This window comes from Bacteroidota bacterium, assembly GCA_016721765.1.
GTDB lineage: Bacteria > Bacteroidota > Bacteroidia > UBA4408 > UBA4408 > UBA4408.
In genome coordinates, this window is sequence record JADKHO010000004.1 from 755,124 (window position 1) to 768,645 (window position 13,522).

Here is a 13,522-nt window from a genome sequence, read left to right on the forward strand (position 1 = left end):
AAGCTGGCAATCTGATTTTGTCAGCTTTTTTTGTTTTTTGACAATTGTAACAAAATGCTTTAAACAATATTTTATCTTTGCACTCCATGCAGGAAACTATTTTAATTCTTGATTTCGGCTCACAATACACACAATTAATAGCGCGAAAATTACGGGAACTGAACGTGTATTGTGAAATACACCCCTTTCATAAAATTCCTGAAATAAATGCAAGTATCAAAGGCGTAATCCTTTCGGGAAGTCCTTTTTCGGTGCGCGATACGGCATCCCCTAATCCTGATTTATCTGCCCTTCTAACAAGCTTACCCGTACTTGGTGTTTGCTATGGTGCGCAACTTTTGGCATTTACACAAGGCGGTGAAGTATTGCCTTCAAAAATTCGGGAGTACGGCAGAGCAAGCTTGCGAAAAGTAGCGGATAATGAATTGTTGGCCAATATTGAATTCCCATCACAAGTGTGGATGAGTCATGGCGATACCATTGCGAGCATTCCTCCAACTTTTGAAATAATAGCAAGCACACAAGATGTGAAAGTTGCAGCCTTCCATATTAAAAATAGTTCCACGTACGGAATACAATTTCATCCCGAAGTGTATCACAGCACCGGCGGAATTACACTTTTGAAAAATTTTGTTGTAAGCATTTGCGGGTGTTCCCAAAGTTGGACGCCCGACTCTTTTGTTGAAACTACAATTGCTGAATTAAAAGCGAAACTTGGTAATGATAAAGTAGTGTTGGGACTAAGTGGTGGCGTGGACTCTTCGGTTGCGGCAGTATTGTTGCATAAAGCGATTGGAAAAAATTTGTATTGCATTTTTGTAGACAATGGGCTGCTTCGAAAAAATGAATTTGAAAACGTATTGGATTCTTATCAACACATGGGCTTAAATGTGGTGGGTGTAGATGCGAAAGAGCTGTTTTTAAATGCTTTAAAAAATGTTTCAGATCCGGAATTAAAACGGAAGGCGATTGGAAAAATATTTATTGATGTATTTGATAAAGAAGCCCATAAAATTAGCGATGTAAAGTGGTTAGCACAGGGAACCATCTATCCGGATGTAATCGAATCCGTTTCGGTGAAAGGCCCATCGGCAACCATAAAATCACATCACAATGTGGGCGGATTACCTGATTATATGAAGCTTAAAATTGTAGAGCCTTTAAATACTTTGTTTAAAGATGAAGTGCGCAGAGTGGGTCGCAATTTGCACATCGATGACGCTATTTTAAACCGTCATCCATTTCCAGGACCCGGATTAGCTATTCGCATACTTGGTGAAATCACTAAAGAAAAGATACATATATTACAAGAAGTAGATGCGCTCTTTATTGATGGATTAAAAAGAGCTGATTTGTACAAGGATGTGTGGCAAGCCGGTGCCATCTTTTTACCGGTGCAAAGTGTGGGTGTAATGGGAGATGAACGTACCTACGAAAATGCAATTGCCTTACGCGCGGTGAGTTCTACAGATGGAATGACGGCAGATTGGTGTCATTTGCCTTATGAGTTTTTAGCGAACATCAGCAATGAAATAATTAATAAAGTAAAAGGAATTAATAGGGTAGTATATGACATCAGCTCTAAACCTCCCGCCACGATTGAATGGGAGTGATTTTGGTTTCTGGGTTTCTGGGTTTTTATGTTTCTAAGTTTCAGGATTTATTTGCTTGCACATTGATTGTTGGGCTAATATCCCCCGCCGGCGGGGGCAGGGGGTGGAAAAGAACGCTGATTTTTTAGAATGATTATGATTTTTATGATTTGAAGGGTTGGGTGACAAGGTTCCATAATTTAATTGTTTGCGGATTGAATTATGAGCTAATATCCCCCGCTGGCGGGGGCTGGGGGTGGAAAAGAACGCTGATTTTTTAGGATGATTATGATTTTTATGATTTTTTGAATTTTGACTTAATGTATGTTTATTTTTCTAAACTAATTTTATCCTATTCTATAAACTAATTCAACTTTATTGAAAACCCTACTTCTATTCTTCCTTATTTGCACAAGTTCTTTGCTTTACGCACAGACAGGGACCTCGACTGAAATTACAAAATCCACTAAAGTTGAAAAAATTGATGGCGTAAAATATTACATGCATACTGTGGAGGCAGGTCAAACCGTATACTCCATTGCTAAAGCGTATGATGTAAATACGAAAGATGTAATTTTCGAGAATCCTGAAGTGGTGGATGGCGTTTCTCCCGGACAGGTTTTAAAAATCCCTATCAAAGACATAAAAAAAGCTGCGAGCCCTTCTACCCCTCCTGCAGTTCCTACTACTCCAACTTACTTAACTCACACGGTTGAAAAACAGCAAACACTTTATGCTATATCCAAACTTTATAATATTTCAATTGAAGAAATCACCAAGGCTAATCCCGAAATTGAAGATGGATTGAAAGTAGGACAGCAACTTAAAATCCCTCAAAAAAACACAAGCAATAGTGCTCCTCCGGAAAAAGTGATTCCGCCGAAAAGCAGTGTAACAAGTGAGCCTGCTAGAGTGCCTGAAATAAAAACGAATAATGAAAGCACTAGTTCCAAAACATTTTCAGTTTCGTTATTACTTCCTTTTAACTTAGAGGATATTGATACCCTTAAGTTTCAAAAAAATATTCGAACTGCTATTCCTAGTAAGTCTTATGCTGCAATTGAATTTTACGAAGGATTTTTAATAGCAGCCGACTCGTTAAAAAACACTGGTTTAAATTTAAAAGTAAGTGCATTCGATGCACCCAACGATTCGTTGCAAATTGTGAATGTGCTTGAGAAATCAGAATTGCGAAAATCAAACCTAATTATTGGACCTTTCCACAATTCACCGAGCACTCAAGCAACAGATTATGCCAAGCGAAATCATATTCCGATTGTTATTCCTTATGCCCAGCAAAACAAACTTTTGTTGGGAAACAAATATGCGATAAAAGTTTCGGCATCCACCAGCACGCAGGTGGAAGCAGTAGCCGATTTTATTACAAAACACTATAAAAAGCAAAACTTGATAATATTGCACAATGGATTGCTGAAAGAAAAATCATCACTCACCACCTTCAAAAACCGCTGTAATGCTGAATTAGGAAAAGATAGCATTGCCGAAGTAGTATTTAAAACTGCCGGCGTTAAAGGGCTACAAGCTAAATTATCGGCAACAGCCAACAACATTATTTTTATCCCCAGCAACGATCAAGCCTTTGTTACTAGTTTGGTGAATAGCTTACGCGGACTAAAAAAGGATTACAAAATTGTACTTTTCGGAATGGAAAGTTGGGTGAGTTTCGACAATCTTGACATCAATACCATCCAGGATTTACAATTGCATATACCTTCTTCTAGTTACCTCAATTATGCTTCACCGGAAACAATTGGGATGATGAAAAAATACCGCGAAAAATATAAAACTGATCCTACCAAATATGCGCTTCAAGGTTATGATTGTGGAATGTATTTTTTAGCTGAGTTGCAAAAATCAGGAAAGGAATTTTATCTCGCTTTGCCCAATAGTCCAAAGAAAGGGCTTCAATGTAATTTTCAATTTGTTGAAACTGCTGTAGAAAGTGGCTATGAAAATAAGTCGGTTTTTATTTTGCAATACAAAGACTTCACGTTAAGTCCTGACAAATAATGGAACACCCATCAGAATTTTCAGCGCTAAGCAAACGAGCAAGCGTCTGGTTCCAATCTTTGCAAAATGAGATATGTAATGCATTAGAAGAAGCAGATGGACTAGCAAAATTTAAAGAAGATAAATGGGTGCGTGCTGAAGGCGGAGGAGGCAAAACGCGCGTAATCCAAAATGGAAATGTGATTGAAAAAGGCGGTGTAAATTTTTCGGCTGTATGGGGAAAGTTACCTGCCTTTATGGCTGCCAAAGGCGATACAGTTAGTGAAAAGGAACTCTTTTTTGCCAGCGGAATTTCCATTGTGATTCACCCTAAAAGTCCTATGGTTCCCATCATTCACATGAACACCCGCTATTTTGAAACCACTTCGGGAAAACATTGGTTTGGTGGCGGTATTGATTTAACTCCGCATTACGTGGTGGAGGAAGACGCAAAGTTTTTTCATAACCAGTTAAAAAAAGTATGCGATTTATTCTCTCCAGATTATTACCCTGATTTTAAAAAATGGGCCGATGATTATTTTTATATCCCTCACCGAGATGAAACCCGTGGAATTGGGGGAATATTCTTTGACAATCTTTCTGAAATACCTGAATTTACTAAAGAAAATCGATTTGATTTTGTGCGCGCTTTGGGCAGTTGCTTTGCTCCTACTTATGTAAACCTTATTCATAAAAATAAAAATTTACCCTTCAGCGAAAAGGAATCCCAATGGCAAAAAATCAGAAGAGGCCGCTATGTGGAATTTAATTTGGTGTACGACCGAGGTACAAAATTCGGATTAGAAACCAATGGAAGAACCGAATCCATTTTAATGAGCTTACCTCCGCAAGCTGAGTGGCATTATGCATTTGAGCCGGAAGCAGGAAGTGCTGAAGCGAAGACCTTAGATTTTTTAAAAAAAGGAATTAATTGGGTGGGCAGAGTTTAAACACAAAGTCACATAGGTCGCATAGGTCTCACAGAGGGTATTACAAATTGCTGGTTCGCTAATTTATATCAACAATAATCCCTTACCTGTCTATAGACAAATCATAAAAATCATAACCATCATAATAGATCAGCGTTCTATTATGTAATGCTATTTTTTTAACCACATAGGAACATAGATTTTATAGGATTCACGAAGGTTGAACCTTTTTAAAAAGCTATTTGTGAATCTTTTTGTATTAACAAAAAATGCTTCTTCGAATAAGCGAAGAAGCATTTTTGAAGATGAGTTGAAATTATTATTCGCTCAAAAATGGATAGCGATAATCTGTTGGTGGAACAAAGGTTTCTTTGATTGTGCGTGGAGAAACCCATCGCAATAAATTTATCATTGAACCTGCTTTATCATTTGTACCGGAACCTCTGGCGCCACCAAATGGCTGTTGTCCAACAACCGCACCGGTTGGCTTATCATTAATATAAAAATTACCGGCTGAGTTTTGAAGCTTTTTAGTTGCTAAATCAATTGCATATCGGTCTTGTGAAATGATGGCACCGGTTAATGCATAATTAGATGTTGAATCAATCAGCTTTAAAGTTTCCTCAAATTTATTTTCATCATATACATAAACAGTTAACACCGGACCAAACAATTCTTCGCACATGGTTTTATACATTGGGTCGCCGGTAACAATCACAGTGGGTTCAATAAAATATCCTTTGCTTTTGTCGTAGTTTCCGCCCGCAATGATTTCTACACCCTTATCCTTTTTAGCATTATCAATATATCCTGCAAGTTTATCAAATGATTTTTCGTCAATCACCGCATTAATAAAATTGCTAAAATCTTCTGTAGGTCCAATCTTAAATGATTTGATATCCTTTATAACCAAGTCTTTTACTTCGTTCCAAATGTTGGAAGAAATGTACGCGCGACTGGCTGCCGAACATTTTTGTCCCTGGTATTCAAACGCACCACGAGAAATTGCGGTGGCTACCACAGCAGGTTTAGCCGATTTGTGTGCCACAATAAAATCCTTTCCGCCTGTTTCACCAACAATTCTAGGATACGATTTATAGAGATGAATATTGGTTCCAATAGTTTTCCAAATGTTTTGAAAAATTTCAGTTGAACCGGTAAAGTGAATACCTGCGAAATCGGGATGCGAGAAAATAACTTCACCTGCTTCCGGACCCGACACATACACCAAATTAATAACTCCATCGGGCAAACCGGCCTCACGGAAAATTTCCATGATAACGTTGGCTGCATAAATTTGTGTGTTGGAAGGTTTCCATACTACTGTATTGCCCATCATGGCTGCAGAAGAAGGAAGATTTCCGGCGATAGCCGTAAAATTAAAAGGGGTAAGCGCAAACACAAAACCTTCGAGTGGTCTTTGTTCCACACGGTTCCAAATACCGTTGGATGAAATTGGTTGCTGCGCATAAATTTCACCCATATATTGCACATTGAAACGCAAAAAATCAATCAACTCGCAAGCTGAATCAATCTCTGCTTGAAAAGCATTTTTCGATTGGCCCAACATCGTAGCTGCATTTAGCTTAGCGCGATATGGACCTGCCAACAAATCAGCAGCCTTTAAAAAAATACTGGCTCGGTTTTCCCAACTTAAATTACTCCAATCTGCTTTCGCAGCCATTGCAGCATCAATAGCCAGCTTAATATGGGTTTTATCTCCTTTGTGGTAATTTCCTAACAAGTGCTTGTGATCGTGTGGGGGATTAAGTGTAGCCGTTTTACCGGTTCTTACTTCTTTACCTCCTATATACATGGGCACATCCACTACTTGAGAACGCAAATGCGCGAGCATAGCCTGTAACTCTTTGCGCTCCGCACTTCCGGGAGCATAGCTTTTTATGGGTTCGTTGATTGCCTTTGGTATTGAGAAAAATCCTGTTGACATAGTTTTTGTTTTTTGATTCGGACTGCGAAATTAAGAATAAAGATTTGAGTATTGAGTATTGAGTATTGAGTATTGGGATTTGGGTTATTGGGTTATTGGGTTATTGAGTGAATGAGTTATGGAAATGCTTTGGAAGCTTGAGTAGAATTGAATGAGAATTAGGGAATGCGAGCGATATGGAGGCATTAATGTCTTGAGTTATCCCGAGCGATGTGGTGGGTGATTAGTGCATATGAGCAGCGTTAAAATGATTTCTGCGCCAAGCAAAGAAAGGATAGCTAAACCAAAATAAATTTCTACCTTCGTGCCATTCTTATAGGGGTGCTTTGCAATATGCAGGGCTGAGATTACACCCATTGAACCTGATGCAGGTAATGCTGACGCAGGGAACTGAAGGTTAAATTTACAAACAGGCGGAGCACCCTTACTCACCTGAAGTTTAACAAGAGCTTTGAAAAAAGTTTGCAACAAATTACACAATGAACACTTTTAATAATCAAAAACAGTTGTGTTTTGGTATTTACTTTTTTATGATTTTCTCTTTTGTCAGCCCCACCGCTGCTTTTTCGCTGGTGCGATTAACAGGTGTTATAAAAGATAATTCAAGTGGTGAATTCCTGACCGGAGCTTCGGTTCAACTTGCCAACACCTACCTTGTTACCTTAAGTAATGACAAAGGCAAATACGAATTAAAAAAATTGAAGGAAGGAAAATATGAAATTCATATTTCTTTTATCGGCTATGAAACACTGCGCCAAACGCTTGTTTTGCAAAATGATACCAATGTAGATTTTATGCTGGTTCCCAAAAGTATCTTGCAGGAAGAAGTGCTGGTTGAAGCCACTCGAGCGAATTCTAAAACGCCGACTACATTCTCGCAAGTGACAAAAGAAGAAATAGCCAAACAAAATCTTGGGCAGGACTTACCTTATTTATTAAACTTGCAACCATCTGTAGTTACTACTTCGGATGCAGGAGCCGGCGTGGGTTATACGGGAATTCGGATAAGAGGAACAGATGGAACTCGGATTAATACCACCATTAATGGTATTCCGTTAAATGATGCAGAATCTCAAATAAGCTATTTTGTAGATGTGCCGGATTTGCTTTCTTCTGTGGATAACATTCAAATTCAAAGAGGCGTGGGTACATCTACCAATGGAGCCGGCGCCTTTGGAGGGAGCATTAACATCGAGACAACTAAACTGGCAACTGAAGCCTATGCAGCTGTTGCCTCTTCTGCCGGGTCTTTCAATACTTTTAAAAACACCCTAAACATTGGCTCAGGCTTACTTAAAGATAAATTCAGTTTTGATGGTAGGCTTTCTAAAGTGAGTAGCGATGGTTTTATAGATAGAGGAAAATCTGAACTGAACTCGTATTACTTATCCGGTGGCTATTACGGAAAAAATTCAACCTTAAAATTTATCACCTTCAGCGGAAGCGAAAAAACCTACCAATGCTGGAATGGTGTTCCAGAAGCGAAACTCAATGGAAATGCAACTGAACTTTTAGACTATATCGAACGAAATTACCTCTCGCCGGAGCAAGCACAAAATCTTATTCACTCTTCAAATCGAACATACAATTCATTCACCTATCAAAACCAAACGGATAATTATCTTCAAAATAATTATCAGCTCCATTTTAGTCGACGCATCAAAAATTATTGGAATGTAAATGCGGCGCTGCACTACACTAAAGGAAAAGGTTATTACGAAGAATATAAAGAAGGTCAAGCATTTTCGGACTATAATTTAGCCAATGCTGTGATTGGTTCTGATACTATTACTGCCACCAACCTGGTGCGACAAAAGTGGCTCGAAAATGATTTTTATGGGATGACTTATTCAGTCAATTACTCTAAAAACAAAAACTTTTCGGCCACCTTGGGCGGCGCTTATAATATTTATGATGGCGACCATTATGGTAAAGTTATTTGGGCTCAATTTAATAGCAACAATACTTTTAATAAAAGGTATTATAACGACAATGGATTGAAAAAAGATTTTAATGTTTTTGTAAAAGCAAATTATCAGTTGGGGAAATACCTATATCTATATGCTGATTTACAAGTGCGAAATGTTGATTATACTTTTGAAGGGTACAACCAAAATCTGGCGCAGGAAAAGCAACACGCTATAATGAATTTTACCAATCCTAAGTTTGGTGTTACTTACTTTCTTTCGTCCAACAAAAGCATGTATTTGAGTTATGCCATTGCCCATAAGGAGCCCTCACGCGACGATTTTGTGCAGTCTTCATCCATCAGTCAACCCTCTCCTGAAAAACTTGAAAATTTGGAATTTGGTTACGTCCAAAAGAATAAAAGATATACCTATACCTTTAATACATTTTACATGAAGTATACCAATCAACTGGTTTTGAATGGTGAAATAAATGATGTGGGTGCATACAACCGAACCAATGTGAACAGCAGTTACCGCTTGGGAATTGAATGGATGAATACCATAAAAATTATCAAGAATTTAGAATGGGCAGCAAACGCTACCTGGAGTATGAATAAGGTGAAAACCTTTTATGAGTTTGTAGATAATTACGATAGCAGTTTTCAGGTGGTGAATGAATTCAGTAATACGGATATTGCCTTTTCACCAACTTGGGTTGCAGGAAGTAATTTGACTTATACAATTATTAAAAACGGAACGATAAGTTTTGTGAGTAAATATGTTGGGACACAATTTTTGGATAATACTTCCAACTCCAGCCGCAGTTTGGATACCTATTTTGTGAATGACCTTCGATTCAATTACGCAGTGCATCCGAAAGCGATGAAAGAAATACTATTTACGCTGGCGTTAAATAATATTTTTAATGAAGCTTACGAATCCAACGGCTATACTTATAATTATATATCCGGTGGAAAATTGCTTGTTGAGAATTTCTACTTTCCCCAAGCCGGATTCAATTTTATGGGTGGAGTGAGTTTGAAGTTTTAGAAATACTTTAAATTATTCCACCTCTACTATTGTATCTTGAACTTCGATTTTATCGCCGGGTCGCAATTTGGCGCGCAGCCGCAAATCAACTGTACCATTCACTTTCACATTTCCATTGCTCACCAAATATTTGGCATCACTTCCCATGGCGCATAAACCAGCAGCTTTTAATAATTTTATTAATTCAATATACTCACCGGTAATTTTAAATTTTTGATTTTTCATTTTGTAATTTTTGAGGTCATGGGATTTCGTAATCCCGAATAGGATTTTAATTTTGCTTTTATGGTACCAACAATTATAGGTGTTTCCACATAAACAGGAATTTTATTTTTATCATCGGTAACCCACACCGTCATATCATCGCCTGCTTTAAATATTGTTCCCTCCACAAGCATGGGATGAAACTTAATGCAATTGAATTCGCCCAGTTCAGTTTTTAATTTTTCCTTTCCCAAATATTCGATATACAGCGGATACACCGCATTATCTAAATAAAGTGAAATAGGAATTTTGCTCTTGGGTTTGTAGCTATCAAAATCAATGTTCCGTGCATAATAAATCATACTGAGCACATCAAAACTACAAGCTGTAATAGCAACCGAATCGGCTTTAGTGGTCTTATTTTTTAAGCGTGTAAAACTATATGCCTTCCCTCTATTAAAATTAAAAATGTTGTCGCTGTAATTTAGTGTTCCACCTTCTTTCGTATCTCTAATAAAGCGCAAAGGTTTTAAATTGCTTGTGTCGGCCATTGTTTCAAAACGATCTCTCACTTTATAAAACCAATCGTATTTTGGATAGGTATATCCTATACCTTCAAATTTATAATATGGTTTTTTATTTTGATAGATGAGTTGAGTAGTAAAATTTGCCTCCCCTGCTCCTACCCAAATTACTCCCCAGTTATAATAAATTTCGTAGCTGATTTTTTCATCTGCTTTAAAAACATCGTTCACAAAGGAGCAATCGCTGCGCTGCGAAAAGCCTAACAGAGGCAGCAAACAAACAATTAAGGGGAACAATTTTTTAAGCACCGGAATTATTTTATTTCGAAGTTAGTACAAAAAAAAATCTCTCTGATGGAGTCAGAGAGATTTTCTTTTCAGGAAGTACTAATTACTTCTTTTTAGCTGCTGCTTTTTTAGCTGGAGCTTTTTTAGCTACTGCTTTTTTAGCTGGAGCTGCTTTCTTAGCTGCTGCTTTTTTAGCTGGAGCTGCTTTTTTAGCTGGAGCTGCTTTCTTAGCTGCTGCTTTTTTTGCTGGTGCTTTTTTTGTTGCCATTGTTTTTTGTTTTTTAGTTAATCTATTAATTAATAGTCGATACAAAGGAAATAAATGTTTTCTAAATAAAATATTTTTAGAGCACTAATTATCAACATAAAAATGTTAGTTACTGTGAATTAGCATTCTATTAATTATTCCTTTCCTGCATTTAGAATTTAACCTAAAAAATAAACACCTTCTACATCTATTGATTTTACTAACCTTTCATGAATTTATATTTTTCAAACCATAAAAATAAATTTTATCAAAATCACAAATTCCAACTCTAAAAAAAAATGAAACTATTTTTTCACTTCCAACAAAAAATAACCTTACGCTCAATTTTTTTTTGTTCAACTGGATGCAAAGTAAATTTAAATGAAGAAGTAAAATGGTTGAAATAGCTATTTTCAGTAGGTTTCAGAAGGAAATTAAATTTTAATACACTTATTTCATTTCGCAACTCAACTTGCATTTTTAAAAAGCATTGCACCGAAAGTAATTTGGGAGGCAGGTAGTTTAGGAAATTTTTACACCCATCAAAAGCACATCATCCACTTGTTCTAAATCGCCCTTCCAATTTTCAAATTCGGATTCAGCTTGTTTTAGTTGCTCGCTGCAAGGCAGGTGGTGAAAGGATAATAGCATTTTTTTCAAAGATGCGTATTTGAATTTTTTTCCGGAGGCTCCACCAAATTGATCGGCATAACCATCGGTAAAAATATAAATGCAATCGCCTTGCTTTAACTTGAAAGAATGTGTCGTAAAATTATTTTTATCCAAAGCCATACCTGCTCCAATTGAAATTTTATTGGCTTTGGTTTCTATTAGTTCTCCTTCACGAATTAAATAGAGTGGATTAAATGCTCCTGAATAATTTAACTCTAAGCTATTTCGATTTATAACACAAAGTGAAATATCCATGCCATCTTTAATAACTTCCCCGCCGGAGTTTTTTCCGAGCGTGTTGATTAACTCTTCTCTTAATAAATTCAATATTTCGGATGGATTTGATAAGCTGTGCTCATTCACCGCCTGATTCAAAATATTAAATCCCAACATCGATAACAATGCTCCGGGAACCCCATGGCCGGTACAATCTACTGCTGCGAAAAAAATCAAATCCGGATTTTGTTTCGATTTTTCAACCCAATAAAAATCTCCACTTACAATATCCTTGGGTTTAAATAAAACAAAACTCTCCGGCAAAAATTGTCGAATAAAATCATTACCGGGTAGAATACTTGTTTGGATACGCTTCGAATAATTTATACTGTCCACAATTGTTTTCTTCTGCTCCGAAATCTCATCGTTTTTAATTTGAAGCGCTTCGTTTGCTTTTCTGCGGGCTCGACTGTTTCGAAGAACTAAAAACGAAAGCACAGTCAATAACACCAAAATAATGGCAAGCCCCGAAAACCAAAGTTTATTTCGATTTAATTTTACCTGTTGCAAATCCGATTCCTTTTTTAAAAGCTTATTCTCCGTTTCCTTTTTTTCGGAGTTGTAACGCGTTTCCATTTCAGCAAACTGTTTGCTTGTTTCCTTGGTATACAAAGTGTCCTTTAATGCTGCATACTGTTCTTCGTAAGAATAAGCATCCTTATAATTTCCCAATGCTGCATGCGCAACTGCCAAGGTTTGAATTACATCTTGTTGTATATCCTTTGAATCAATTTTTTTTCCCAACAACAAAGCTTCATCCAAAAAGGGTAATGCTTCTTTAGCTTTATTTGAGTTGGTATAACAAGCGGCAATATTTAAGGAAGCAATGGCAATTCCTCTATCATCCTCCAACTCACGTTTTAATTGAATAGCCTTTTTAAAATAAAAAATAGCTCGCTCGGTTTTCCCTTGGTTATTGTGCATATTTCCAAGATTGTTGTAGACAATAGAAATACCTTGAATATTATCTAGCTTTTGAAACACAGCAAGTGCTTTAGTGTAGCATACCAATGCACTGTCATACATTTGCCAATCCGAAAAAATATTTCCTTTCGCCACTAAAGGATCAGCAATCATATCCCAATAATTCAAGTCCTTATATATATGTATAGCCTTATCAATAAATTCTAATGCTTCTTTTAATTTACCCATATCGGTATAAACTGTTGCAATAGAACGATAAGACAATGCAATGTCAGATTTGTTTGTAAGCTTTTCTCTAATGCCTAAGGCTTCGAATTGGTATTTTAAGGCAATGTTATATTGTCCCAAATAATAATAATTATCACCTACGCTTTGTAATGCACCCGCTTTGTATTCCTCATTTTGCAATTCAGCGTATTGAGAAATGGCGAGCAATCCAAATTCATTTGACTTCTTATAATTATCTGAAAATTGATACGCCAGCGAAATATTATTGTTTGCATCTGCAATTTTATCTTTCCTGCCTCCTGCTTTGGCAAGCGCTAAACATTCGGAATAAACTTGAATCGCCTTTGCTGTTCTGTTAGACGTAAAGTAATACACTCCAAGACCGTTTAAGCCGGAAATGATGCCATTCAAATAATTTATTTTCTTGGATTCACGCAAGGCTTGAGAGGCATATAAAAGCCCTTTAGGTGAATCAAAAAATCGGTATGCTTTTGAAATTTCGATAAGCGTGTTTATACGAACAGTATCCTTTTGTTTGCTCAGTAGTTTTTGCAAACTATCAATGGAATGTTGATTCTGAGCGTTCAGCGTATAACATCCGATCACTAAAAAAAATACCAGATTTAAGAGCGTTCTTTTCATTTGAGTGCACCACAAAGTACAAAAAAAATAGGCTACAAAAATAATGTAGCCTATTAAACTTCCGGATGAGCAGAATCA

At 36.9% G+C, this 13,522-nt stretch carries 9 protein-coding genes and 1 riboswitch; of the genes, 4 read left to right on the top strand and 5 right to left on the bottom strand.

Annotated elements, in window-relative coordinates; genetic code table 11:
• Window positions 1–86: 86 nt before the first annotated feature.
• The 3 genes from guaA to hemF all read left to right on the top strand — a co-directional run bounded on the left by guaA (window position 87) and on the right by hemF (window position 4,552).
• Window positions 87–1,613 carry a glutamine-hydrolyzing GMP synthase gene (gene guaA, locus IPP32_17245; protein ID MBL0049830.1) on the top strand — a complete coding sequence of 509 codons (1,527 nt, stop codon included), beginning with the start codon at window positions 87–89 and terminating at the stop codon, window positions 1,611–1,613.
• Between the two features lie 357 nt (window positions 1,614–1,970).
• Window positions 1,971–3,623: a LysM peptidoglycan-binding domain-containing protein gene (locus IPP32_17250; GenBank protein MBL0049831.1), complete on the top strand. Its 1,653-nt coding sequence runs from the start codon at window positions 1,971–1,973 to the stop codon at window positions 3,621–3,623.
• Window positions 3,623–4,552 (top strand): oxygen-dependent coproporphyrinogen oxidase, encoded by a 930-nt coding sequence (gene hemF, locus IPP32_17255; protein ID MBL0049832.1) that lies wholly within the window; start codon window positions 3,623–3,625, stop codon window positions 4,550–4,552. The genes IPP32_17250 and hemF overlap by 1 nt, the downstream gene beginning before the upstream one ends.
• A 298-nt stretch (window positions 4,553–4,850) precedes the next feature.
• Here hemF and pruA read toward each other — a convergent pair whose 3' ends face one another.
• Window positions 4,851–6,479: an L-glutamate gamma-semialdehyde dehydrogenase gene (gene pruA, locus IPP32_17260; protein MBL0049833.1), complete on the bottom strand. Its 1,629-nt coding sequence runs from the start codon at window positions 6,477–6,479 to the stop codon at window positions 4,851–4,853.
• A 307-nt stretch (window positions 6,480–6,786) separates the two neighbouring features.
• A riboswitch (TPP riboswitch) is annotated at window positions 6,787–6,885 on the top strand.
• A gap of 124 nt (window positions 6,886–7,009) precedes the next feature.
• Between pruA and IPP32_17265 the strand changes: the two genes are divergently transcribed.
• Window positions 7,010–9,439: a TonB-dependent receptor gene (locus IPP32_17265; protein ID MBL0049834.1), complete on the top strand. Its 2,430-nt coding sequence runs from the start codon at window positions 7,010–7,012 to the stop codon at window positions 9,437–9,439.
• 12 nt (window positions 9,440–9,451) lie between these two features.
• On the opposite strand, the gene IPP32_17270 is transcribed toward IPP32_17265, so the two are convergent.
• The 4 genes from IPP32_17270 to IPP32_17285 form a co-directional block, all read right to left on the bottom strand.
• Complete coding sequence (locus IPP32_17270) at window positions 9,452–9,664, bottom strand: RNA-binding S4 domain-containing protein (GenBank protein MBL0049835.1); 213 nt, start codon at window positions 9,662–9,664, stop codon at window positions 9,452–9,454.
• Entirely contained in the window at window positions 9,661–10,464 is an 804-nt protein-coding gene (locus IPP32_17275; protein ID MBL0049836.1) for a DUF3108 domain-containing protein, read from the bottom strand. Before IPP32_17275 ends, IPP32_17270 begins: the two co-directional genes overlap by 4 nt.
• Before the next feature lie 94 nt (window positions 10,465–10,558).
• Window positions 10,559–10,723, bottom strand: a complete 165-nt coding sequence (locus tag IPP32_17280; protein MBL0049837.1) for a hypothetical protein — start codon at window positions 10,721–10,723, stop codon at window positions 10,559–10,561.
• A 501-nt stretch (window positions 10,724–11,224) separates the two neighbouring features.
• The gene (locus IPP32_17285) at window positions 11,225–13,444 is read right to left on the bottom strand and encodes a tetratricopeptide repeat protein (GenBank protein MBL0049838.1); all 2,220 of its coding nucleotides are present in this window, start codon (window positions 13,442–13,444) and stop codon (window positions 11,225–11,227) included.
• Window positions 13,445–13,522: the final 78 nt, after the last annotated feature.

Coding starts and splice junctions, on each gene's coding strand:
- IPP32_17285 (MBL0049838.1), bottom strand. CDS start 13,444: ATGAAAAGAACGCTCTTAAATCTGGTATTTTTTTTAGTGATCGGATGT.
- IPP32_17270 (MBL0049835.1), bottom strand. CDS start 9,664: ATGAAAAATCAAAAATTTAAAATTACCGGTGAGTATATTGAATTAATA.
- IPP32_17265 (MBL0049834.1), top strand. CDS start 7,010: ATGATTTTCTCTTTTGTCAGCCCCACCGCTGCTTTTTCGCTGGTGCGA.
- pruA (MBL0049833.1), bottom strand. CDS start 6,479: ATGTCAACAGGATTTTTCTCAATACCAAAGGCAATCAACGAACCCATA.
- IPP32_17280 (MBL0049837.1), bottom strand. CDS start 10,723: ATGGCAACAAAAAAAGCACCAGCAAAAAAAGCAGCAGCTAAGAAAGCA.
- guaA (MBL0049830.1), top strand. CDS start 87: ATGCAGGAAACTATTTTAATTCTTGATTTCGGCTCACAATACACACAA.
- hemF (MBL0049832.1), top strand. CDS start 3,623: ATGGAACACCCATCAGAATTTTCAGCGCTAAGCAAACGAGCAAGCGTC.